Raw genomic sequence first — 21,358 nt, 5'->3', positions numbered from 1 at the left:
TGGTTTACTGAACTGCCGCGGTATCGCCTGAAAGGCTGCCGGTGACTTGCCCGCCATTCCGCCCCGTTGCACCCCAGCCAATTTTGTTGGCTTCCAGCACAACAACGCTCAATCCGCGCTCTGCGAGCTCGACGGCCGAGGCAATTCCAGTGAAGCCTCCGCCGATGATGGCAACATCGGCTGATATATCACCATGAAGTGTCGGAAAGCCGCGTTTGTCGCGTGCAGTTGCGGAATAATAGGTCTCAACGTGGTCTTCAGACATCGGTTTTGCCTCTTTTGATTTGCGTTTGGGCGGTTAGACCGCGTCGAGGTAGGATTCGTATTCAAAGGTTGAAAACCGGTCGTTGAACGTTTTAATTTCTTGCCGTTTACACGCGATAAAGGCCCGAACCATAGCCTGGTGAAAGACCGAGTTGGATATGGGCCCCATTCCAAACAGCGATACTGCATCTGGCCATTGGGAGGGCAGGTCCGGTGCGTCGACGCCATGGGCGTTGCCCCTGACAGGGGTGGTGGGCGTAAGGCTTTGTTTAATGCCGATAAGTGAGGCCCCCAGAATGGCGGCGAAGGCAAGATAAGGGTTGGCGTCGGCCCCTGCGACCCGATGTTCGATCCGCCGCGCGACCGTTGGCCCGCGCGGAATGCGCACGGCGGCGGACTGGTTTTCATATCCCCATAGCGCTTTGGTGGGTGCGAAATTGCCCTGTGCCATACGGCGGTAAGAATTCAGATGCGGCGCAAAAAAACAACGTCATTTCCGCCATACTGTCGATCAACCCAGCCACAGGATGTTTCATCAGCGGTGTCCCGGCCTCCGTCCCGTCATCAAAAACATTGCGACCGACGGCATCGAGTAAGCTGAAATGCACATGAAACTCACATCCAGAGTTTTCTAGAAACGGCTTGGCCATAAAGCTGGCAGAAAGGTCATGTTTGCGGGCGCATGTTTTGACGATCTGTTTAAAGTAAACCGCGTGATCCGCCGCCAGCAGCGCGTCGTCGATATGCAGCAGGTTGAATTCGAACTGCCCTTGTCCTCCCTCTGGGATCGCGGCCTCTACTTCTATGCCGCAGTCGCGTAAACATCATCAAGAAACGCGGCATGGTCTAAGATCTGGTCTAATGCGTAGATTTGATCTCCCAACGAGGGCAGTCCAACGGGTTTGGCTCGTGGCTAAGACGGGTCCAGCAGATAGAACTCCAGTTCATTGGCCACGACAGGTTTTAGGCCAAGCCGTGCAAATCCAGCGAGCACCTTGGCCAGAGCTTGGCCGGGGGCTGCCTGAAACGGGCTGCCGCCTTCCATGTGCATCCAAAGTGGAACAAGGCCCGCGCATTGGGTCGTTGGTTGAATCGGTAATAGATCCGTCCGATAGGGGCGTGCAAATGCCATCAAGATCGCCGTGTTCCTGAATAAACGCGGACGCCAGCACGTCATTGCCCTAAATGTCGCCGCAAATGCTTGAGAGTGGCATCCGCAGGCCAGACTTAAGCAGCTTTTCCGCGGCCGACGCACGGTACATTTTACCGCGCAAGCGTCCGTTAAGATCGCAGACCGACGCCAGCACGTGACCGTCTTTTGGCGATGATTATGACAGTGTCATAAGGTACCTGCGTCATAGGATATTTCGCCATCGCAGATCGTCATGGCGATGGGCAGCTTAGCCATACCTTGCAGGTCCTGCGCTTCAACGTCGCCATCAAGGATGACCAGATCAGCCGCCAGACCCGGACGTAGGGTGCCGTGGTGATCCTCCTTAAAGGCCATCCATGCATTTGTTGCGGTGTAGGACGTCAGCGTATCTTGCAAAGTCTGGCTTTGATCAGGCCAGTCGGAGCCAAGCGCCATTGGCGCAACGGCGCTTTGGATATTCGCCATGACATCGACGGGGACAACAGGCCAATCTGTTGAAAAGGCAAGTGGGATGCCGCTCTGCCGCACCCGCGCCCACGCATAGGCGCGCGCGCATTCGTCTTCGAAGAATATAGTGTTCGGGGCCGGTGGATCAAAGAATCCGCCAAAGACCGCATGCCGCGGCTGCATTGAGGCAACGACATTGAGGGCTTTCATACGTTCAAGATCTGCGTCGGTGATAATCTCTAGATGCTCCACACGGTGGCGGGCGTCACGCGTGCCGTTCGTTTTTACGGCCAATTCATAGCCATCCAACACACGGGTGACCGCAAGGTCGCCGACCGCATGCACGCTGATCTGAAGCCCAAGCGCATCGGCCCTAACACAGGCCGCATTGAAGTGCTCCGCATCAAAAACTGCTTCGCCGTGGTTGTGTGGATCATCCGGATAGGCCCGCGATTTTAGCGCGGTGCGGCTCTCCAATACGCCATCGATGAACATCTTTACCCGCCCTGACCAGACTTTGTCGCCGGTGTACCGCCTATGCATTTCGGCGGCTTCTTCAAGTCGGTCGAGGGAGTCGAAATTCTTTAGATGAAACGGAATTTGAATGCGCAAATTCAGGCGGCCTTCTGCCTCAAGCTCACTCAGCAATTCGAGCTGGTAAAAATTGCCATCCATATTGTGCAGCGTCGTAATCCCGTGCGACGCGACGTGCGCGATCCCCTTAAGCAGCAGCGCCTTATCGGCCTCACGTTCAGCCGACGTCGCGGCGGGGTCGGGGTCAGCGCCTGTCACATAGCCCAGCATGTCGCGGCCACCCGTTCGCGAAAGCGCGAGGGCCGGGCCAAACGCCCCGGTTTCCAGCAGCAGGCCGGTCGCAAGCCCATCGTCACCCATGACGACGGTGCTGCCTTCGGGCATATAGGCGCCGTGGAGCAGGCCTGCCATTTCAAGCGTTTTGGTATTGGCCCAAACCGTATGCAGATCAGCCGCGAGCAAGGCAAAGGGGCGATCTTTCATGAGATTGTCCAAAGCGATGCGCGGGGCACTCTCAACGCCCTCGAACAAGCCATAAAACGCGCCAACACCAAGGATCAAAGGCTCGTCCGGGCGATCGGCCACGTAGGCGTCAACCAGCGGGCGCAAGGCGTCTAGATCGGTCAACCCGCCGACGGGGAGGAAATCCAGTTCGGCCGATCCCTGAAACAGATGCACATGGCTGTCGATGAAACCGGGGAGCACACTGCGCCCGTTTGCATCGATCTGCCGGGTCGCATTGGCCGTCGAACTACGGACGTCATCGTTCGTCCCCACGGCAATTATTTTTCCGTCTGTCATGGCAACGGCCTCAGCGACGGGCGCGTTCGGGTCCATGGTGCGGACACATCCGTTGAAGATAATTAAATCTGCGTTCAAAGTCGGCATTCCTGATTGGAGAAGTGTGTGGCGAGGACGCCCCACCACACAGGTCAGTGTTATTGCAGTAACGCTGTCCAAACGCGGTTCTGAAGCTCGACTGCCGCTGGTGAACATGTCTGTGAGAACACCAATGGCGTGCCTTCAGGGGGAGACAATTCACCTGCCGCTTTAAGGTCGTCGTTCATCAGGTCCGCACTGCCGGTGATCCCGTTGGAATAGCCGGCAAAGTTCGACTGGATCGCGATGTTTTCAGGCTGCATCAGGAATTCGACGAACTTGATCGCGTTATCATAGTTTGGTGCGCCAACCGGCACCGCAATGTTATCGGCCCATGTGATCACGCCCTCTTTCGGGAAGGCATATTGCATGGCTGGGTTTTCTTCGCGGGCGCGGATCGAATAGCCGTTCCAGTTTTGGTGAACGGCCACGTCACCGGATGCGAGACGTTCCAGAATGCCATCTGAGCTGTATGTTTTGACGTCGTCTTTTTGGGCCAGAAGAAGGTCAAGCACCTGCTGCATTTCATTTGGATCTTCGCTACACAGTCCCAAACCAAGCGACAACTGCGCCATAGAAATCACCTCATCCGCAGAGCGAAACATGCCAATTTTACCTTCTAGTTCGGCAGGTGGCTGGAACAGGATGTCATAGGTGTTGATGTCACCGCCAAAGACGTCTGTGTTCACGGTGAACGACGTGGTGCCCCACTGCCAAGGAATGGTGTAGACATTGCCTTCGTCCCAAGACGGGCTGGCGAAATCGGCAGAGATATTTTCGTAGCCGGTCAGTTCTGATGCGCTGATTTCTTGCAGAAGCCCTTCGGAGACAAAGATTTGAACGAAGTTATGGCTTGGCACCACGATGTCGTAGCCCGTAGCCCCGGACTGGAGTTTTGCCAGCAACGTTTCATTGGAATCGTAGGTGTCCAGCGTGACAGAGATACCGGTTTCGGCCTCGAACTTTTCGATCAAATCCGGCGCGGTGTAATCCGTCCAGTTGTACAAAAACAGCTCGCCTTCGGCGGCTGCGATATTCGCACTCAGCATGAGCGCAAGTGTAGAAACTGTTAGCGTTTTCATGTGTACTCTCCTTGTTGGTTCGGTAATTTTTATTCAGGTCTTGTTCTTTTTGCCGATCACGTAGGACAGCGTCACCACGATGACGGAAAATCCCAATAGCACTGTCGAGACGGCGTTCACCTCTGGGGTGATCCCGATCCGCACGAGGCTATAGATGTAGATAGGCAGTGTGGTTGACCCTGCTTCGGCGACCATCAGTGTGATGATGAAATCATCGAGCGAGATGATGAAGGCCAGCATCGCGCCAGAGACAATCCCCGGCATCAAAAGCGGCAATGTGATCAGCCGGAGTGTCGTGAACTTGCTCGCATACAAATCCTGCGCCGCCGCTTCGAGGCTTTCATCCATCCCGTCAAGGCGTGCGCGGATGGGGAGGTAGGCGAAGGGGATGCAAAACACTGTATGCGCGATGATAATGTTGCCCAGACCAAGCGACAATCCAATCGCTGCAAAGAAGGTCAATGTCGCCACAGCGGTCACGATTTCGGGGATCATCAGGGGGAAGATCAACACACCCCCGAACACAGGTTTGCCTTTGACGCGCTTATTGCGGCTTAGGGTCAGGGCCGCCATTGTGGCAATCGTCGTTGCTGCGATGGTGGCAAAAATAGCAATAATGACGCTGTTGGTTGCGGCGCGTTGGATGTCATCGTTGGCGAATGCCTTGGTGTACCACTCAAAGCTAAAGCCCGCCCAGACGGTTGCCGACCGCGACGCGTTGAACGAAAACACAACCAGAATGATCAGCGGCGCGTAAAGAAACACAAAGAAAAACAGCGTGACCCAGCTAAATCCGGGTAGCCATCTGATGTCACGAGAACGGGTCAATGTTGTACCCCACCACCGTTTTTGCGCACGTTGCGCGCATAGGCGTAAAGGCACAACAACACGACGGCCATAATCACCATCGACAGGGCCGCGCCAAACGGCCAGTTGCGGGCCGACGAAAACTGGAGTTGCACCAAAGACCCCAGCATCAGGTTCTTGCCCCCGCCCAGCAGGTCAGGCGCAATAAAGGCACCAAGGGCAGGAATAAACACAAGGATCGAACCCGCAATCATTCCCGGCATCGCCAATGGAACAACCACATGGCGCAATGTAACCCACCTGTTCGCATAAAGATCGCGGGACGCTTCGATCAGGCGGACATCAAGGCGCTCTAGGGCTGCATAAATCGGCAGAACCATGAACGGAACGTAGGTGTAGATGAGGCCCAATGCGACGGCTCCTTCGGTATAAAGCAGTGTCAACGGTTCATCGATGAGGCCCATATTGATGAGCGCACCATTGATCAGCCCCGTGTCGCGCAGCACCAAAATCCAGCAATACGTGCGGACCAACAGGTTTGTCCAAAAGGGGATCGTGATTAGTAACAAAAACAGATTGCGCCGGTCTTCCGGCTGGCTGGCGATGTAGTACGCGACGGGAAAGCCGAGCAGCAAACATCCCAGAACAGTGACCACCGCAATCCAAAGGGACCGAAACGCAATGATCAGATAGGCTGGGTTGAATTCTGACACATCAAAGAGGTTCTTTTGAAACAGCAACTGAACGTAAGCATCAGTTGAAAACTTAGGTTTCACGCCGCCGAAATCACCAGCAACCAAGAAAGAATACACGAAGATGATCATGATCGGCACGATCATAAAAACACCGATCACGAAGACCGCAGGCATCAAACCCGTGTAGACGCGCAGTTTTTCCGCGATGCTGCTCATGTCGCCAAAATCCGCAGGGCTGCGGGATCAAGCGAGAGACTGATCTGTTCGCCGATGTCCGCGATCACCGTCCCGTCAGTTTGGTTTTTTGAACGGACGATCAACGTCGTGACGTGATCCAATGCCAGCCAATAATCGGTGCTGTTCCCAAGGTAGAGAATATCTTTCACAGTGCAGCGCAGTTGATTGGGCCCCTCGCCAACCTGCGAGAGTGTCGCTTTTTCGGGGCGAAAGAAGAGGGTCACAGCCTCACCTTTTGCGCGACCTTGATCAGGGCCAGTCAGAGTTCCGCCCGCATCCAATGCATAGGTTGTTCCGCTGGGCGTTGTTTCAGCCACGGTTGCATTCAGGAAATTTGCATCGCCGATGAATTCGGCAACAAACCGGTTCTCTGGATGTTCATAGATGGCAGATGGGTCGCCAACCTGTTGAATTTCGCCCGCAGACATGACCGCAATCCGATCACTCATCGCAAGTGCCTCTTCTTGGTCGTGGGTCACAAAGACAAACGTGATCCCGGTGTCCTTTTGCAGCCGTTTCAGTTCAGCCCGCATGGATTGGCGCAGTTTTAGATCTAGTGCGGACAGCGGTTCATCCAACAGCAGAACTTTGGGTTCCGGTGCCAGCGCGCGGGCCAAAGCCACGCGTTGCTGTTGACCACCAGACAGCTGCGATGGTTTGCGCCCTGCAAAGTCTGTCAGATGCACAAGGTCCAACATCGCCTCTACCCGCGCTTTTGCGTCCTTGTCCGACCGCCCCAAGCGCCGCAGACCGAAGGCTACGTTTTCAAAAACACTCATATGTGGAAACAGGGAATAGTGCTGGAAGACTGTGTTCACGGGGCGCTTTTCCGGCGGTAACGTCGATATGTCATCGCCAAATAGCGACAATACGCCAGCTGTCGGTTCCTCAAATCCCGCGATAAGGCGCAACAACGTCGTCTTGCCGCACCCCGATGGCCCCAACAACGTAAAGAACTCATTGTCGCCAATCTCAAGATCGGCACTTTTCAGCGCGGTCACATCTCCTGGGTAGACCTTGTTCAATGCTTGAATTTTCACTGCAGACGTCACGTCATCCCACCACCTTAGCTATGCATAATAAACGCTAGTCGGTCACAAACCGGGTGGCCAATACCCCCACTGGGGTAGTATTGTGAAAAAACTGGTAATTTCGGGGGTGCGTATTCAACAACTCATATCAGATGACTATGATTTCTTCGGAAAGATCGCCGTTGCCAAAGATTTAGGCGATTTCGAAAGTGCGACGATCGATCACTGCCCAAAACGTTTTGACGTGCAAAGCATCATCGCCATCCGTTTTCATCGTAATGCACGCCCTAACATCCTGTTCCGTTGGGTTCCCGACCCCAATTTGCGCCGCTTCTTCGACGGGAACTACACTGATTTTGGCTATCTGCTCGACCCGTTTCATCAACGGGCATGGGGTACAGAGTCTTTGGAGGTTCACAGGCTGCGTGACATCGCACCCGACCGGTTTGAGGCGAGCGAATACGTCGCGTCCTATTTTCAGGGCACACGTATGGTCGACGAGATGGGATTTGTCATGGGCATTGATGCAGATGCCAGCCTGCATTTGTCCTTGGGGCGCAATGTGGGTGGCAGACGTATCCGGCGCAGCGAGCTGGAACAATTCCGCCTCATGTCCAAGGTTCTGGCCCCAAAACTCGGCGTAATTGCGCATCAAGAACAGACCAGTCCAGATTTACACGACCCCACCCTGAAGGATCGTTACTTTGCCATAGCGCAGCAGGATGGCACGCCAATCTCCAAACGCGAATCGGAAGTGGCCGCCCTTGTTGTTCAGGGCCATTCAAGCCGCTCGATCGGGCTTATCCTGAGCATTTCACGCCAGACTGTAAAAGTACATCGTCGGACGCTTTATAGAAAACTTAACATCTCATCGCAAAGCCAGTTGTTTGGGTTGCTGACCGACAAGCGGCTAATTTGAAATCTTGAGTGGCGCTCAAATAGCAGCAGTCATTTCGCGACGCTGCAATTTTTTAATATGGGACACTTAGACTTTGAAGTGCTAAAAAAACTTTGAGTAGCACAACCAGGTTCGCTCAAATTGCAGTCCGCACTCGAGACCAACAGAAGCCGACCTTCTTTGGTTGTGCAGCGTCGGTTAAAGTGGGCTCACAGCGGTCTTTCGCTTCATGTACGCGAAGGTACGGTTTTTGGTGACGAAACAGTAGGGTGGATTTAAATCCACCCTACACGGGTGGTGTGATCTGCGTGGTGATCACATTTGTGCGCTCAAGGCTGCGGTGGACCGGGCATTTGTCTGCGATTTCGAGCAGGCGCGTGCGTTGATCTGCTGACAGGTCTCCGGTGAGCGTGATTTGCCGATCAAAGTGGTCGATTTTTGCGCCCGGTTCGGCAGCATCTGTGGCGTGTTCTTTGGCATGGCTGACGTCAACGCGCACCCCACCCAGCGGCCAATTTTTGCGCCGGGCGTACATGCGGATTGTCATTGATGTGCAGGCCCCAAGCCCCGCCGCGACAAATCCGTAGGGTGTGAACCCTTTGTCAGTACCGCCGTATTTTTTGGGCTCATCTGCTAGTGCATGGTGCGTACCACTTTGGACGTCCTGCAAAAAACCTTCTGGCGCGGCTTCAGTGACGCGCGTGATGCCTTCGGGGGTAACCTCAGACCGGTTTTCCGTAGGTGTGGGAAGGTAACGTTTTGACCATGCCATAATCACATCTGCTGCGTACTCGGCATCTTGATGTTTGCTAATCAGATGGTCCGCATCATCTAATGTGACAAAGCTTTTGGGGTGTTTTGCGGCCATGAAGATATCGGCGGCGTTGTCGATGCTGACGGTCGCGTCACGCGGTGCATGTAGGACCAAAAGTGCCGTATGTAGCTGCGCAATTGCCGAGGCCAAGGCTGCCGCACTGATATCATCCACAAAGCTTTTACTAATGGTAAAGGGGCGGCCGCCAAGCAAGACTTGTGCCGCACCTTGCGCCTGAATTTCGGGTAAAGCCCCTGCAAAATGATGGGTAACATGCGCCGGATCAAAAGGGGCACCGATGGTCACGGTAGCCTTGGCGGTTGGGATTGCGCTTGCTGCTTTTAAGATCGCAGCCCCCCCTAGGGAATGACCGATGAGCAGTGAGGGGGGCAGCCCGCGTGCAGTTAAAGTCTCCGACGCCGCGATCAAATCTGACACGTTCGACGAAAAACTGGTATCCTCAAACGCGCCTGCCGATTGGCCCAGCCCTGTAAAATCGAACCGCAGCACGGCCACACCCGTCGCCGCAAGCCGTGCAGAAATGCGCCGCGCCGCGATGCTGTCTTTGGAGCAGGTAAAACAATGCGCAAAAAGTGCTGTCGCGCGCGGTGTCCCTTGGGGGAGGTCGAGCCGTGCCGACAGGGTATCGCCTGCGTGGCCCGTAAATGTCATCCGTTCCGTGTGCATGGGTAAATTCCTTCGTATTTGCGCAATTCTTGCACAACATATGTCCGCCGCCTGCACCTAAGACAAATAGATTGGTGCCTGATCGCGATGAGGTGAAGGAAATTACAATGAGACAGGTAAGCCGTGGAATGGGGGCAATCACGCTATTGGTACTGTGTACCGGGGTTTTCGCCGGGTTTGGCGGGCGGCTGCACCCTTTCGGGGACAGTCTTTCCCTTTTGCGGATCCCGCTCGGTGTGATTTGTGTAATTGGCTTGGTATTTAGAATGCCAATGGTGTTGCGGGTTTGCGTCGGATGCGCGGCCGCGTTGGCGTTGATGACAACGGTCCCAATGTTGGCAACTACGCGGGGAGATGGAACGTTACTGCTTTATTCAAAAAACCTGCTGTACCGGAATGACGCATTGCCAGCGTTGGCCGCAGATATCATTGCAAGCGATGCGGATGTCGTAACCTTGCAAGAGGTGGGGCAACGCAATGATGTATTCTTGGCCATGATGGCCGACCATTACCCTTACCAACACCTGTGTCGCTTTTCGGGCTGGAGTGGCATCGCCGTGCTGTCGAAAACGCCGTTTGTTGCAGATGCGCGTTGTTCGATACATCGCGGTGTTGCAGTCGCCCAGATCGAAAAAGACGGGCAGGCGGTTTGGGTGGCCTCTGTGCATTTGCCTTGGCCATACCCTTATGATCACGCGCGTTCGGCGGGGGCTGCAACCGCGTTGCTCGGGCAGCTTGCGGGCGCCATTGTGGTCGCGGGTGATTTCAATATCTTTCCCTGGGCATCGACGACGCATCAAATCAGACAGGTGTCAGGCACGCGGATCGCCGGGCCATTGCGGCCGACGTATGATCTTTATGGGTTGCCGCTGTTCTTGGATCACGTTTATTCGCCCGGCGGCGGGCATGTGACCTACCGTGATCGATTGGGATCCGATCATCTAGGTGTCTTGGCACAGCTGTCGTTGGACCATTAGGCGTTCAACGAAAAAGGCACCGCGTAAGCGATGCCTTTTCCAATATCGTGAGCTGCGGAAATTAGCAGCTGTAGTACAGCTTGTATTCCATTGGGTGTGGTGTGTGCTCGTAGGCGTACACTTCTTCCCATTTCAGTTCCATGTAGCCTTCGAGTTGGTCTTTGGTGAACACGTCACCTTGGATCAGGAAGTCTTGGTCTGCTTCAAGGGCTTCGAGCGCTTCGCGCAGAGACCCACAAACAGTTGGGATACCTGCGAGCTCTTCTGGTGGCAGATCGTAAAGATCTTTGTCGGAAGAGGGGCCCGGATCGATTTTGTTTTTGATACCGTCAAGGCCAGCCATCAGCAGTGCCGCAAAGCACAGGTATGGGTTGGCTGCTGGATCAGGGAATCGGGCTTCGACGCGTTTGGCTTTTGGGTTTTCGGCCCAAGGAATGCGTACACAACCAGACCGGTTAGACGCAGAGTAGGCGCGCAGAACGGGTGCTTCAAAACCTGGGATCAGGCGTTTGTAGCTGTTTGTGGATGGGTTGGTGATCGCGTTCAGCGCTTTGGCGTGCTTCAGGATGCCACCGATGAAGTACAGGGCTTCCTGTGACAGATCCGCGTATTTGTCGCCTGCGAACAGTGGTTTGCCATCTTTGAAGATCGACATGTTTACGTGCATGCCAGTGCCGTTATCGCCAGCGATTGGCTTTGGCATGAATGTCGCTGATTTGCCGTAGGCTTGGGCGACGTTGTGCACAACGTATTTGTACTTTTGGATTTCGTCCGCTTGATGTGTCAGCGTGCCAAAGATCAGGCCCAATTCGTGCTGGCAAGACGCCACTTCGTGGTGGTGCTTGTCAACCTTCATGCCCATGCGTTTCATGGTGGACAGCATTTCAGAGCGCATTTCTTGTGCGTCATCTACTGGGTTTACAGGGAAATAGCCGCCCTTAACGCCCGGACGGTGGCCTGTGTTGCCCATTTCGTATTCTGTGTCTGTGTTCCAAGCGCCGTCGATGGCGTCAACTTGGTAGGACACTTTGTTCATGGAAACCTGGAAGCGCACATCGTCGAAGACGAAGAATTCGGCTTCTGGGCCAAAGTAAGCCGCGTCGCCGATGCCTGTAGATTTCAGGTACTCTTCGGCTTTGGCTGCTGTGCCGCGTGGGTCACGGTCGTAAGCTTCCATTGTGTCTGGCTCAACAACATCACAGTGGATACAGATTGTTTTTTCCGCGTAGAACGGATCAACATATGCGCTGCTTGCCTGTGGCATCAGTTTCATGTCTGATTTGTCGATTGATTTCCAACCAGCGATGGATGAACCGTCGAACATGAATCCTTCTTCGAGGAAGTCTTCGTCAACCAGATCAGAAACCACGGTTACGTGCTGGAGTTTCCCGCGTGGATCAGTGAAGCGGATATCGACGTAGTCGGCCTCTTCATCTTTGATCAGCTTGATGACATCTTTGTTGTCCATTTTGGTACCTTTCTAAGCGTCTTTTGGTAGGTGTACTGTCCGCGGGACAGGCCCGCAGTGTGGTATTAAAGAGCTTCGTCGCCGGTTTCCCCGGTGCGAATGCGAATTGCCTGTTCAATCGGAGAGACGAAAATTTTGCCGTCACCAATTTTGTCGGTTTTTGCGGCGCCTACGATTGCTTCGACAGCGGCATCAACCTGATCGTCGGCAAGGACGATCTCAATTTTCACCTTTGGCAAAAAGTCCACAACATATTCTGCACCGCGGTACAGTTCTGTGTGACCCTTTTGACGGCCAAAGCCTTTGACCTCAACGACGGATAGACCTTGCACGCCGACGTCTTGCAGCGCTTCTTTCACTTCATCAAGTTTGAATGGTTTAATGATCGCTTCGATCTTTTTCATAGGCCGCGACTCCCCTAACGGTGTTTCATAGTGGTCAGAACATTTCTGTTGCATCGGGACAATTCGTGGCGAACCATAAGGTGTGTTGCAAGAGGGTAAAGAATATTAAGTGATTAAAAATTATGCAACTGTCCTGAAATTCATGCGAAATGTAAACTGGATGCCCACCCTATGACCGAACTTTTGACCGCTGCCCAAATGCGCGCCATTGAGGCTGCCGCGATTGCCTCTGGTGATGTTACCGGGCTTGAACTGATGGAGCGCGCCGGGCGTGGCGTTGTGACCGCCATTTTTGAAGAATGGCCAGAGCTGGCGCCGCCATGGGGGCCAGCCCCCAAACCCCCGGAGTATTTTTTGCAAGATGATGAGAAGGGCAAGCATAGGGCGGTTGTCTTATGCGGGCCCGGCAACAATGGCGGTGACGGGTTTGTTGTCGCGCGGTTGTTGTTTGAGGCGGGCTGGGAGGTTGAGGTGTTTTTGTATGGTGATGCCGCGAAGCTGCCGCCGGATGCGAAGGTGAATTATGCGCGGTGGTGTGATGCGCATGAGGTAGGTTCGTTGGTTGCATATGAGGTAGGTTCGTTGGTTGCATATGTAGACCGAAAAAAGTGGTGCTGTGACATTCTCGTGGATGCTCTCTTTGGCGCGGGTTTGCCGCTACCAATGCATGGCTTGAGCAATTTTTTTTGGAATACTTCTGATATGCGTGACTGTTATGTGCCAGAATTTGGACATCCACGTGGGCGCCCTGGGATCGTCTCGGTAGATGTCCCTTCAGGTGTTTGCTCTGAAACAGGACGCACTATTAGCCTAGATGACTATGACCCAAATGCAATTTCATCGCATCTGACAGTATCCTTCCATCGAGCTAAGTTGGGACTGTTTTTGGATGATGGGCCGCAATATGCCGGAAAAATCGTTGTAAGAGACCTTGGGATCAAACGAGAGCCTAAAGGCCTGTGTGCCGTGCGGATAGTTTCTGCCCCACATGCGTCATGGGTGACAAAGGACGATGTCCACAAATACTCCCACGGTCACGCTCTTATTCTTTCCGGCGGTATCGGTAAGGGTGGTGCTGCGCGGCTTGCGGCGCGCGGCGCTTTGCGGATTGGGGCTGGGGCTGTGACGGTGGGTTGTCCTGAGGACGCGTTGATTGAAAATGCGGCGCATTTGAATGCTGTGATGCTGACACCCGTGAATGATGCCGTTGCTTTGGGTGCTATTTTGACGGATGCGCGCATCAATGCGCTTTGCGTTGGGCCGGGGTTGGGGCTTGGCGCGCGGGGGGTGGCGCTAGTTGCTGCCGTGTTAGAAAGCGGGCGGGCGGCGGTTTTGGATGCGGATGCGTTGACGTTGCTTGCGCGTGATGCGGATCTATTTGCGGCGCTGCATAAATCATGTGTTCTGACGCCACACGCGGGCGAATTTGCGCGGTTGTTCCCGGATATTGCCGAAAAATTGAATGCGCCCGCAACGACTGGTCCAGCCTATTCCAAGGTGGATGCTACGCGCGAAGCCGCCAAGCGGGCAGGGTGCGTTATTCTGTTTAAGGGGCCTGATACCGTGATCGCTGATCCAACAGGCCGGTGCAGCATTAATGCATCGGTGTATGAGCGCGCTGCACCGTGGTTGGCTACCGCTGGATCGGGGGATGCTTTGGCCGGATTCATCACGGGGCTTTTGGCGCGCGGGTTTGCGCCCATGCAGGCTGCCGAAACGGGGGCGTGGTTGCACACAGAATGCGCACTGAACTTCGGCCCGGGGCTGATTGCAGAGGACCTGCCAGAGCAATTGCCAGCGGTTCTGCGTGCACTGGATGTGCCTTGATCCAAAGTTTCTGCAAAATCGTATCAAGAAAGCGCATTTTTCCTCTCGCTTCCCGGTAATAGCTTTGCTAGTAAGCGGCCAACCTTGGGGTGGCCTTGAAAACTGCCCCTAATAATCATGCGGGTGTGGCGGAATTGGTAGACGCACCAGATTTAGGTTCTGGCGCCGCGAGGCGTGGGGGTTCGAGTCCCTTCACCCGCACCATTAGTTTTATGAAGGACAGCACATGAACGTCACTGAGACCCTGAATGAAGGCCTCAAGCGCGGCTATGCGATCACCGTTACGGCGGCTGAACTCGACGCGAAGGTTGAAGAAAAGCTGAAAGAAGCGCAGCCAACCGTTGAAATGAAGGGTTTTCGTAAGGGCAAGGTACCTATGGCGCTGCTGCGCAAGCAGTACGGCCAGCGTATCATGGGCGAAGCGATGCAAGAGTCCATCGACGGCGCGATGAGCAAGCACCTTGAAGAAACAGGTGACCGTCCAGCAGCGCAGCCAGAAATGAAAATGGCTGATGCGGATTGGAAAGAGGGCGACGATGTTGCCGTTGACGTTTCCTACGAAAAATTGCCTGACATTGCCGACACAGATTTTGCATCTATCAAGCTTGAGCGCATGGTCGTCAAAGCGGATGAAGATTCGCTTAAAGAGGCGCTTGATAATCTTGCGTCTTCGCCACAGGCTGTCAGCTATGAGCCAAAGAAAACACAAGCCAAGAAAGACGACCAAGTTGTTCTTGATTTTGTTGGTAAAGTCGACGGCGAAGCCTTTGAAGGCGGCGCGGCTGAAGATTACCCGTTGGTTATCGGATCTAATTCATTCATCCCCGGTTTCGAAGACGGCCTGCTAAAGGTCAAAGCTGGTGAAGAAAAAGACATCGAAGTCACCTTCCCTGAAGATTACCAAGCCGAAAACCTTGCTGGCAAGAAAGCTGTCTTCAGCTGCACAATCAAAGAAGTGAAAGCGCCTAAAGCGCCTGAGCTGGATGATGAGCTGGCGAAAAAATTCGGTGCAGAAGATCTGGACGGCCTGAAAGCACAGATCACTGAGCGTTTGGAAGCAGAATACACTGGCGCGTCACGTGCTGTTGCAAAACGCGCATTGCTGGATGCTTTGGACGAGGCCGTGTCGTTTGACCTGCCAGAATCACTGGTCACTGCCGAGGCAAACCAAATTGCGCATCAGCTGTGGCACGAAGAAAACCCAGAGGTCGAAGGCCACGATCACCCAACGATCGAAGCCACTGACGAGCACAAGAAACTGGCTGAACGCCGCGTGAAATTGGGCCTGTTGTTGGCTGATATCGGCCAGAAGGCCGAAGTGCAGGTGACGGATCAGGAAATGACCCAAGCGATCATGAACCAAGCCCGTCAGTATCCGGGACAAGAGCGTCAGTTCTTTGAATTCGTGCAGCAAAACGCGCAGTTCCGTCAGCAGCTTCAAGCACCGATGTTCGAAGACAAGGTCGTTGACCACATCTTTGAAAAGGCCGCTGTGACAGACAAAGAAGTCAGCAAAGATGATTTGCAGGCCGCTGTTGAGAAGCTCGAAGAAGAGTAAATTTCAGAACAAACTGTTTACGAAAAGACGCCCTTTTGGGGCGTCTTTTTTTTGACTGCCCGATAAAATAATGTCACAATACCGTGAGTGGGCGCGATTTTGTGTCACGACAATTGTACTTATTTTTCGGAGATTTTAATGAAAACGTCTATTTTGGCCGCTGTTGCGACATTTGGTCTATCTGGTGCTGCAATGGCTTGCCCTGACTACAACGCCTCACCTTCAGCATCCTATCAAGCTACAGGTCAACAAATGTACCAAGAGCGCACTTTTGATGTGGTCGCAGGCGGTGAAAATTACATTTGGAATTGTTCGAACGTCCGCCCGGGGACAGATACTGGTGCCGGCTATTTCACAACGGCCCCTGATTTCTCGTTCCAGATCTCGGGCATGGCTCCGTATCAGTTGGTCATCAGCATGGTCAGCGAATGCGATTCTGCGCTGTTGATCAACACGTCGTCAGCCAATTGGTATTATGATGATGATGACAACGGTAACCTTGACCCGCGTATCGTTCTGACGCGTCCGGTTGACGGGCGTATCGATATTTGGGCGGGCACATATGATGGCGAATACTGCAATGCACGTCTGTCGATGGAAACATTTGACCGCTAAGTCGATCAGTTAGAGTAGAAAAGGCCCGGCACCCGTGAAGGATGCCGGGCCTTTTTCGTTTAAAGTGCGATGCGGAACAGGGCGAATCCTGTATCGCTATTGCCGGCTGGGCTGATGTCTACGCCTGCAACGCTATCTGCATATTGAGCGCCGGCGGGGCCGGATTCAAAGATCACGGTTGTGTCGGGCATTGCCACAAACGACCAGTTTGCATCGGCGCGCGGGCTGACGGTGCCTTTGTCGACGATATACCGCACAATAACATCACGGTTGGTGTCGGGCCCTTCGAACACGACCGTTGACCCATCTGCACCGGGGAAATGACCACCACCAGATGCACGGTAATTGTTCGTTGCCACGATGAATTCTTGCGCCGGGTCAATGGGGGCGCCATTGAAGGAAAGATTCACGATCCGGTTGGTACCCGCGTTGATCACTGCACCTTCGCGGTCGAACATCGCTGGTTGCGACAGGTCGATTTCATAAGTGACACCGTCCATTACATCAAAGTTGTAGCTTGGAAAATCAGGGTTTAGCAGGATCGCATCAGATGATCCCGGCGTGATCTGATTGAACATCCCCGCAGAGCGTTCCAGCCATTTCTTGACCTGCGCCCCCGTTATTTTTACTGCGCGGACCGTGTTGGGGTAAAGGTACAGATCCGCCACGTTCTTGATCGCGACATCGCCGACAGGGACGTCGGTGAAATACTCTGGGCCACCGCGACCGCCGGCTTTGAATGGGGCTGCCGCTGATAAGATTGGTAGCCCTTCGTAAGCTGTCCCGACCATTTGTTCGCTGATGTACCATGTTTGCGCATTGGACACGATTTGCACCGATGGATCGTCCGCGACCAAGGCAAAATAGCTGTGCAGGGCCGCATCGGTTTTACCAACGGCTGTGCGCACATAGGCGAGGGTTTCGTCGTGGATGTCTTGGATTGACGCCATCACCGGGGTGAAATCTTCGGCAAGCGGGGTGATGCTGCGGTCTTCTTCGCGGCGCGAAATTGGCCGCGCCTCGGATGTGTGGGAAAGAACACGCCAGCCGTTTCCATCGCGCTCTAACAGCAGATCAACCAGCCCCATATGACTGCCCCAGAACCCACCCATAACACCGGGTTTGCCGTTGATTGTACCTGCCGCCACATCGACACCGGCCCAATCGTCATAATTTGACGATGGGAATACAAGGTGGCTGTGCCCGGTCAAAATCGCGTCGATCCCGTCAACACCGGCCAGTGGAATGGCGGCGTTTTCCATGCCCTCAGTTTCATTTGCTTCACCAATGCCCGAATGGCAAAGCGCTACAATGATATCGGCACCTTGCTCTTTCATTTGTGGTACATAGGCGCGTGCAGATGCAACGATGTCGCGGGCCTGTACGTTGCCTTCGAGGTGTTTTCGGTCCCAGTTCATGATTTGCGGCGGGACAAACCCGATCAGTCCGATCTTGATCGGGTGGGCAGTGCCAGCGCCATCAGTCACTGTCCGTTCCAGAATGGTGTAGGGGGGCAGCAATGTTGTGTCGGCGGTTGGGGTTGCGCCCATTTCCTTAACCACATTGGCTGAAACAATGGGGAAGGCCGCGCCCGCGACAGACTTCATTAAGAACGGCACGCCGTAGTTGAATTCATGGTTGCCCAAAGTGGACGCATCATAGCCCAAAGTGTTCATCGCCGTGATGACCGGGTGCATGTCGCCTTCGGCCATGCCGCGTTCATAGGCGATGTAATCGCCCATCGGGTTCCCTTGCAAGAAATCACCATTGTCGAGCAACAGCGAATTCGTCGATTCAGCGCGTACGCCTGCGATGATGGATGCAGTCCGCGCGAGGCCGACAGTATCAACGGCCTTATCGGCATAATAATCATAAGGAAAAACATGCACATGCAGGTCGGTGGTTTCCATCAGGCGCAGGTGGGCTTGGCCGGTGGCCGCGTTGACCGAAAACGGATGCATGGCGATGAGCCCAGCAGAGCCAGCAAGAAAGTGACGACGATTAAGACGAAGTGTCATAAGATAATCCCCCGGATTTCTAGATGTGTGATCAGTAGACATCTGGGGGGGATTCGTAACAAGGGTGTATCATCCGGCGGCTAAAACGAAAAAGGCCGCCCCATTTCAGGAGCGGCCCAATTCAATGCAAATGCGGGGATGACTTATGCGTCGTCTTCGCTGGCTGCAGGTGCTTCTTCTTCGTCGTCGCCGAATTCGTCAGCGGCTGAACCGATATCGTCAAACAATTCCTGAATTTCGAATTCAGCAGCTGCTTCTTCTTCGGCGGCCAATTCTGCGATAGATTTACCAGCTGCTTGCAGTTCGGCTTCTTCGGCAGAACGAGCAACGTTCAGTGAAATCGTTGCAGCAACTTCTGGGTGCAGGTTGACGGTGACGTCGTGCAGGCCCAGATATTTGATAGTTGCAGACAAAACGACTTGTTTTTTGTCGACAGTGAAGCCAGCTTCGGTTGCAACGTCAGCTGCGTCACGTGTTGTGACAGAACCGTAAAGCGCACCCGCATCAGACGCAGAGCGAATGATGATGAAGGTTTCGCCATCGAGCTTTTCAGCCAATGCTTCTGCTTCTTTTTTGCTTTCAAGGTTGCGTGTTTCAAGCTGTGCTTTTTCAGCTTCGAAACGTGCAAGGTTGGCTGCGTTTACGCGCAGCGCTTTGCCTTGTGGCAGCAAAAAGTTACGTGCGTAGCCTTCTTTAACAGAAACGACTTCGCCCATCTGACCCAGCTTGGCCACGCGCTCCAGTAGAATGATATCCATGTGTCGGTGTCCTTACTTTACTGCGTATGGCAGCAGGGCAAGGAAACGCGCGCGTTTGATCGCCTGGGCGAGCTTACGCTGGTTCTTAGAGCCAACAGCTGTGATACGGGCTGGAACGATTTTGCCGCGCTCGGAGATGTAGCGCTGCAAAAGGCGAGTGTCTTTGTAGTCGATCTTTGGCGCGTTATCGCCTTCAAACGGATCAGACTTACGACGACGGAAAAATGGTTTAGTAGCCATGATTGTTGTCCTTATCTAAGATCAATTAGCGGCGCTCGCGGCGTTCGCCACGTTCTTCGCGTTTTTGCATCTGCACTGATGGGCCTTCTTCGTGTGCGTCGACTTTGATTGTCAGCACACGCATGACGTCGTCATGCAGACGCATCAGGCGTTCCATTTCCTGGATCGCAGCAACCGGCGCATCGGTGCGCAAAAAGGCATAGTGGCCCTTACGGTTTTTGTTGATCTTATAGGCCATCGTTTTGACGCCCCAATATTCGTTTTCCAGCAGTTTGCCGTCGTTGTCAGCAAGTACTGAACCGAAGTGTTCAATAAGGGCTTCTGCTTGCGAGTTGGAAAGATCCTGACGCGCAATCATGACATGCTCGTATAGCGGCATGCGTTCTCCATTCATTTATCAGCGCATTTCAAAGTATGGGGCAGTGACCCTTCCTGCACCCCATCCACGAGAGACTGCGCAGTTCAATATTCCGCAGAAAGGTTGCGGCCTTATACAGGGGTTGGCCCATGATGCAAGTCGCATATCCCTGTTTTTCTTGGGTTGGCGCCTGTTTTTGGATTTCTGCTGTTCTGCCATGCGATGGCCGCTTTTTTGCCCTGATCACTTTTTATTTATTTTGTGAAAACAGTATTCACGTCGCGTCACCGCGGCTATCTTCGTGAGAAAACGCAAAGACGGGCAGAGGCAAATGACAAAATCACCGCAATTTTCAGTTGAAGACACGTTTTGGGGCTATCAGATTCAATCTGGCCGCGCGCCGGCCATGGGCCTCGTGGTGGCACAATCGTTTTCGTATTTCTTTGGCGCGTGTTTTATGATCGCAGCCGTTAGTATCGTTGGGGCGCCAATTTTGTTCTTTGGTGAAGGTGTGGGCGTTATGCGCGTCGTCGCCTCGGTCCTATTTGCCGCGGCTGCGTTTTATTTGCTATGGTTCGCGAGCCGTGGATCGCAAACGGAAATTCACGTTGACACGAGCGTCGGTGAAATCCGCCAAGTGATCATCAACCGCGCAGGCAAGCCGACCACGGTTGGTGCATACGGGTTTGAGACAATTGGCGGCGTGCATATCATTGACGGGCTGGACCCAATGTCGCTTTTGGTGCTGCAATACCGTGATACAGAGAAACAGGTTAGCGTGGCTGAAGGGCTTGAAGCGCAGCTTATCCCGCTGCGTGACAGGTTGGCCCAAGATCTGATGGTTGGCGCGGCTGTGGCTGTATAAGGACGGCTAGCGTGTATTGCTGAACACAATTTGTTCAGAATTGCTGGATTGCTTTGTGCGGCAAATCGCCGTCAGTTGTATGGGTATCAAACCTTCAACTGGAGCCACCAATGAAAAACCTTCTTTGCGCGACTGCGTTACTTATGGCCGCTGCTGCACCTGCACTGGCCGCCCCTGAAACCTATGTTCTGGATTCAAGTCACAGTCAGATCGTATTTACCTATAACCACCTTGGTTATTCGACAGGGATGGGCATGTTTTCGGGTTTCGAAGGCGAGATCGCTTTTGACCAAGAAGACCCCGCTGCATCCAGCGTCAACGTTTCATTTCCCGTGCGCAGCATGTTGACCGGCTGGGAAGCCCGCTTTGATCACTTCATGGCAGGTGATTTTTTCGACGCCGCAGATGATGAAATGGTGACATTCACCTCAACAGGTATCGAAGTGACTGGTGACAACACTGCCCTGATTACAGGCGACCTGACATTAAATGATGTGACAAAATCCGTCGTGCTTGACGCGACATTGAACCAAGTGGGGACACACCCGATGGCCAATCAAGAATGGGCCGGGTTTGACGCGACAACGACATTGCTGCGTTCAGACTTTGGTGTTGGTGCCTTTGCGCCGCACGTCAGTGATGAAGTGTCTGTCACGCTCTCTATCGAGGCAATGAAAGCAGAATAGGCGCCGCCTGTTCGTACACATGTAACCCGCGTCTTGTACCCAAGGCGCGGGTTACT

At 53.8% G+C, this 21,358-nt stretch carries 23 protein-coding genes and 1 tRNA gene; 8 read left to right on the top strand and 16 right to left on the bottom strand.

The genetic code is table 11. From position 1 onward, the window contains the following. Nucleotides 1-4 precede the first annotated feature (4 nt). From DS901_RS18890 to DS901_RS08200, 9 genes are all read right to left on the bottom strand, one after another. The gene (locus tag DS901_RS18890; protein WP_220150222.1) at nucleotides 5-265 is read right to left on the bottom strand and encodes an NAD(P)/FAD-dependent oxidoreductase; all 261 of its coding nucleotides are present in this window, start codon (nucleotides 263-265) and stop codon (nucleotides 5-7) included. A gap of 33 nt (nucleotides 266-298) precedes the next feature. Beyond that, nucleotides 299-715, bottom strand: coding sequence for a hypothetical protein (locus DS901_RS08235; RefSeq protein WP_113776440.1), 417 nt, complete (start codon nucleotides 713-715; stop codon nucleotides 299-301). Then, on the bottom strand, nucleotides 669-1,052 hold the full coding sequence (locus DS901_RS08230) for a glutamine synthetase (RefSeq protein ID WP_258546683.1): 384 nt from the start codon (nucleotides 1,050-1,052) through the stop codon (nucleotides 669-671). The genes DS901_RS08235 and DS901_RS08230 overlap by 47 nt, the downstream gene beginning before the upstream one ends. 125 nt (nucleotides 1,053-1,177) lie before the next feature. Continuing rightward, the gene (locus DS901_RS08225; RefSeq protein ID WP_147249883.1) at nucleotides 1,178-1,396 is read right to left on the bottom strand and encodes a hypothetical protein; all 219 of its coding nucleotides are present in this window, start codon (nucleotides 1,394-1,396) and stop codon (nucleotides 1,178-1,180) included. 207 nt (nucleotides 1,397-1,603) lie between these two features. Next, nucleotides 1,604-3,286, bottom strand: coding sequence for an amidohydrolase (locus DS901_RS08220; protein WP_113776437.1), 1,683 nt, complete (start codon nucleotides 3,284-3,286; stop codon nucleotides 1,604-1,606). Between the two features lie 50 nt (nucleotides 3,287-3,336). Further along, nucleotides 3,337-4,359, bottom strand: coding sequence for an ABC transporter substrate-binding protein (locus DS901_RS08215; RefSeq protein WP_113776436.1), 1,023 nt, complete (start codon nucleotides 4,357-4,359; stop codon nucleotides 3,337-3,339). A gap of 33 nt (nucleotides 4,360-4,392) precedes the next feature. Beyond that, nucleotides 4,393-5,187, bottom strand: coding sequence for an ABC transporter permease (locus DS901_RS08210; RefSeq protein WP_113776435.1), 795 nt, complete (start codon nucleotides 5,185-5,187; stop codon nucleotides 4,393-4,395). Continuing rightward, the gene (locus DS901_RS08205; RefSeq protein ID WP_113776434.1) at nucleotides 5,184-6,077 is read right to left on the bottom strand and encodes an ABC transporter permease; all 894 of its coding nucleotides are present in this window, start codon (nucleotides 6,075-6,077) and stop codon (nucleotides 5,184-5,186) included. The genes DS901_RS08210 and DS901_RS08205 overlap by 4 nt, the downstream gene beginning before the upstream one ends. After that, a complete protein-coding gene (locus tag DS901_RS08200) occupies nucleotides 6,074-7,150 on the bottom strand; it encodes an ABC transporter ATP-binding protein (protein ID WP_113776433.1) in 1,077 nt (358 codons plus the stop codon). Before DS901_RS08200 ends, DS901_RS08205 begins: the two co-directional genes overlap by 4 nt. 106 nt (nucleotides 7,151-7,256) lie before the next feature. Here DS901_RS08200 and DS901_RS08195 point away from each other — a divergent pair, with 106 nt between their 5' ends. Continuing rightward, entirely contained in the window at nucleotides 7,257-8,048 is a 792-nt protein-coding gene (locus tag DS901_RS08195) for a helix-turn-helix transcriptional regulator (RefSeq protein ID WP_113776432.1), read from the top strand. 265 nt (nucleotides 8,049-8,313) lie between these two features. Here the strand turns inward: DS901_RS08195 and DS901_RS08190 are convergent, their stop codons facing one another. Continuing rightward, a complete protein-coding gene (locus DS901_RS08190; protein ID WP_113776431.1) occupies nucleotides 8,314-9,528 on the bottom strand; it encodes a bifunctional alpha/beta hydrolase/OsmC family protein in 1,215 nt (404 codons plus the stop codon). A 107-nt stretch (nucleotides 9,529-9,635) separates the two neighbouring features. Here DS901_RS08190 and DS901_RS08185 point away from each other — a divergent pair, with 107 nt between their 5' ends. Then, nucleotides 9,636-10,505: an endonuclease/exonuclease/phosphatase family protein gene (locus DS901_RS08185; RefSeq protein WP_181820813.1), complete on the top strand. Its 870-nt coding sequence runs from the start codon at nucleotides 9,636-9,638 to the stop codon at nucleotides 10,503-10,505. A 61-nt stretch (nucleotides 10,506-10,566) separates the two neighbouring features. Here the strand turns inward: DS901_RS08185 and glnA are convergent, their stop codons facing one another. Next, nucleotides 10,567-11,973, bottom strand: a complete 1,407-nt coding sequence (gene glnA / locus DS901_RS08180) for a type I glutamate--ammonia ligase (protein WP_113776429.1) — start codon at nucleotides 11,971-11,973, stop codon at nucleotides 10,567-10,569. A gap of 65 nt (nucleotides 11,974-12,038) precedes the next feature. Continuing rightward, nucleotides 12,039-12,377 carry a P-II family nitrogen regulator gene (locus DS901_RS08175; RefSeq protein WP_113776428.1) on the bottom strand — a complete coding sequence of 113 codons (339 nt, stop codon included), beginning with the start codon at nucleotides 12,375-12,377 and terminating at the stop codon, nucleotides 12,039-12,041. Nucleotides 12,378-12,548: 171 nt separating this feature from the next. Here DS901_RS08175 and DS901_RS08170 point away from each other — a divergent pair, with 171 nt between their 5' ends. From DS901_RS08170 to DS901_RS08155, 4 genes are all read left to right on the top strand, one after another. Continuing rightward, nucleotides 12,549-14,204 carry an NAD(P)H-hydrate dehydratase gene (locus tag DS901_RS08170; RefSeq protein ID WP_113776427.1) on the top strand — a complete coding sequence of 552 codons (1,656 nt, stop codon included), beginning with the start codon at nucleotides 12,549-12,551 and terminating at the stop codon, nucleotides 14,202-14,204. 119 nt (nucleotides 14,205-14,323) lie between these two features. After that, a tRNA-Leu gene (locus DS901_RS08165) sits at nucleotides 14,324-14,408 on the top strand. Between the two features lie 22 nt (nucleotides 14,409-14,430). Next, nucleotides 14,431-15,762, top strand: coding sequence for a trigger factor (tig, locus tag DS901_RS08160; RefSeq protein ID WP_113776426.1), 1,332 nt, complete (start codon nucleotides 14,431-14,433; stop codon nucleotides 15,760-15,762). Between the two features lie 138 nt (nucleotides 15,763-15,900). Then, a complete protein-coding gene (locus DS901_RS08155; protein WP_181820812.1) occupies nucleotides 15,901-16,377 on the top strand; it encodes a hypothetical protein in 477 nt (158 codons plus the stop codon). 59 nt (nucleotides 16,378-16,436) lie between these two features. On the opposite strand, the gene DS901_RS08150 is transcribed toward DS901_RS08155, so the two are convergent. The 4 genes from DS901_RS08150 to rpsF form a co-directional block, all read right to left on the bottom strand. Further along, nucleotides 16,437-18,395 carry a bifunctional 2',3'-cyclic-nucleotide 2'-phosphodiesterase/3'-nucleotidase gene (locus tag DS901_RS08150; protein WP_113776425.1) on the bottom strand — a complete coding sequence of 653 codons (1,959 nt, stop codon included), beginning with the start codon at nucleotides 18,393-18,395 and terminating at the stop codon, nucleotides 16,437-16,439. Between the two features lie 143 nt (nucleotides 18,396-18,538). Further along, on the bottom strand, nucleotides 18,539-19,153 hold the full coding sequence (rplI, locus tag DS901_RS08145; RefSeq protein ID WP_113776424.1) for a 50S ribosomal protein L9: 615 nt from the start codon (nucleotides 19,151-19,153) through the stop codon (nucleotides 18,539-18,541). A gap of 12 nt (nucleotides 19,154-19,165) precedes the next feature. Further along, a complete protein-coding gene (rpsR, locus tag DS901_RS08140) occupies nucleotides 19,166-19,393 on the bottom strand; it encodes a 30S ribosomal protein S18 (protein WP_113776423.1) in 228 nt (75 codons plus the stop codon). Nucleotides 19,394-19,418: 25 nt separating this feature from the next. Then, nucleotides 19,419-19,772 carry a 30S ribosomal protein S6 gene (gene rpsF, locus DS901_RS08135; RefSeq protein WP_113776546.1) on the bottom strand — a complete coding sequence of 118 codons (354 nt, stop codon included), beginning with the start codon at nucleotides 19,770-19,772 and terminating at the stop codon, nucleotides 19,419-19,421. Nucleotides 19,773-20,082: 310 nt separating this feature from the next. Between rpsF and DS901_RS08130 the strand changes: the two genes are divergently transcribed. Both DS901_RS08130 and DS901_RS08125 read left to right on the top strand, forming a co-directional pair. Next, nucleotides 20,083-20,616, top strand: coding sequence for a hypothetical protein (locus DS901_RS08130; protein WP_113776422.1), 534 nt, complete (start codon nucleotides 20,083-20,085; stop codon nucleotides 20,614-20,616). 110 nt (nucleotides 20,617-20,726) lie between these two features. Continuing rightward, nucleotides 20,727-21,302, top strand: coding sequence for a YceI family protein (locus DS901_RS08125; protein WP_113776421.1), 576 nt, complete (start codon nucleotides 20,727-20,729; stop codon nucleotides 21,300-21,302). The last annotated feature ends 56 nt before the right edge of the window (nucleotides 21,303-21,358 follow it).

Source organism: Loktanella sp. D2R18 (assembly GCF_003318235.1).
Lineage (GTDB): Bacteria > Pseudomonadota > Alphaproteobacteria > Rhodobacterales > Rhodobacteraceae > Yoonia.
Note: the sequence above shows the minus strand (reverse complement) of the source record. Positions and strands in the feature narration are given on the sequence as shown.

Excerpts from the sequence above, each read along its gene's own strand:
- DS901_RS18890 (WP_220150222.1), bottom strand. The coding sequence starts at position 265 with ATGTCTGAAGACCACGTTGAGACCTATTATTCCGCAACTGCACGCGAC.
- DS901_RS08235 (WP_113776440.1), bottom strand. The coding sequence starts at position 715 with ATGGCACAGGGCAATTTCGCACCCACCAAAGCGCTATGGGGATATGAA.
- DS901_RS08225 (WP_147249883.1), bottom strand. The coding sequence starts at position 1,396 with ATGGCATTTGCACGCCCCTATCGGACGGATCTATTACCGATTCAACCA.
- DS901_RS08220 (WP_113776437.1), bottom strand. The coding sequence starts at position 3,286 with ATGCCGACTTTGAACGCAGATTTAATTATCTTCAACGGATGTGTCCGC.
- DS901_RS08215 (WP_113776436.1), bottom strand. The coding sequence starts at position 4,359 with ATGAAAACGCTAACAGTTTCTACACTTGCGCTCATGCTGAGTGCGAAT.
- DS901_RS08205 (WP_113776434.1), bottom strand. The coding sequence starts at position 6,077 with ATGAGCAGCATCGCGGAAAAACTGCGCGTCTACACGGGTTTGATGCCT.
- DS901_RS08190 (WP_113776431.1), bottom strand. The coding sequence starts at position 9,528 with ATGCACACGGAACGGATGACATTTACGGGCCACGCAGGCGATACCCTG.
- DS901_RS08185 (WP_181820813.1), top strand. The coding sequence starts at position 9,636 with ATGAGACAGGTAAGCCGTGGAATGGGGGCAATCACGCTATTGGTACTG.
- glnA (WP_113776429.1), bottom strand. The coding sequence starts at position 11,973 with ATGGACAACAAAGATGTCATCAAGCTGATCAAAGATGAAGAGGCCGAC.
- DS901_RS08175 (WP_113776428.1), bottom strand. The coding sequence starts at position 12,377 with ATGAAAAAGATCGAAGCGATCATTAAACCATTCAAACTTGATGAAGTG.
- DS901_RS08170 (WP_113776427.1), top strand. The coding sequence starts at position 12,549 with ATGACCGAACTTTTGACCGCTGCCCAAATGCGCGCCATTGAGGCTGCC.
- tig (WP_113776426.1), top strand. The coding sequence starts at position 14,431 with ATGAACGTCACTGAGACCCTGAATGAAGGCCTCAAGCGCGGCTATGCG.
- DS901_RS08155 (WP_181820812.1), top strand. The coding sequence starts at position 15,901 with ATGAAAACGTCTATTTTGGCCGCTGTTGCGACATTTGGTCTATCTGGT.
- DS901_RS08150 (WP_113776425.1), bottom strand. The coding sequence starts at position 18,395 with ATGACACTTCGTCTTAATCGTCGTCACTTTCTTGCTGGCTCTGCTGGG.
- rplI (WP_113776424.1), bottom strand. The coding sequence starts at position 19,153 with ATGGATATCATTCTACTGGAGCGCGTGGCCAAGCTGGGTCAGATGGGC.
- rpsR (WP_113776423.1), bottom strand. The coding sequence starts at position 19,393 with ATGGCTACTAAACCATTTTTCCGTCGTCGTAAGTCTGATCCGTTTGAA.
- rpsF (WP_113776546.1), bottom strand. The coding sequence starts at position 19,772 with ATGCCGCTATACGAGCATGTCATGATTGCGCGTCAGGATCTTTCCAAC.
- DS901_RS08130 (WP_113776422.1), top strand. The coding sequence starts at position 20,083 with ATGACAAAATCACCGCAATTTTCAGTTGAAGACACGTTTTGGGGCTAT.
- DS901_RS08125 (WP_113776421.1), top strand. The coding sequence starts at position 20,727 with ATGAAAAACCTTCTTTGCGCGACTGCGTTACTTATGGCCGCTGCTGCA.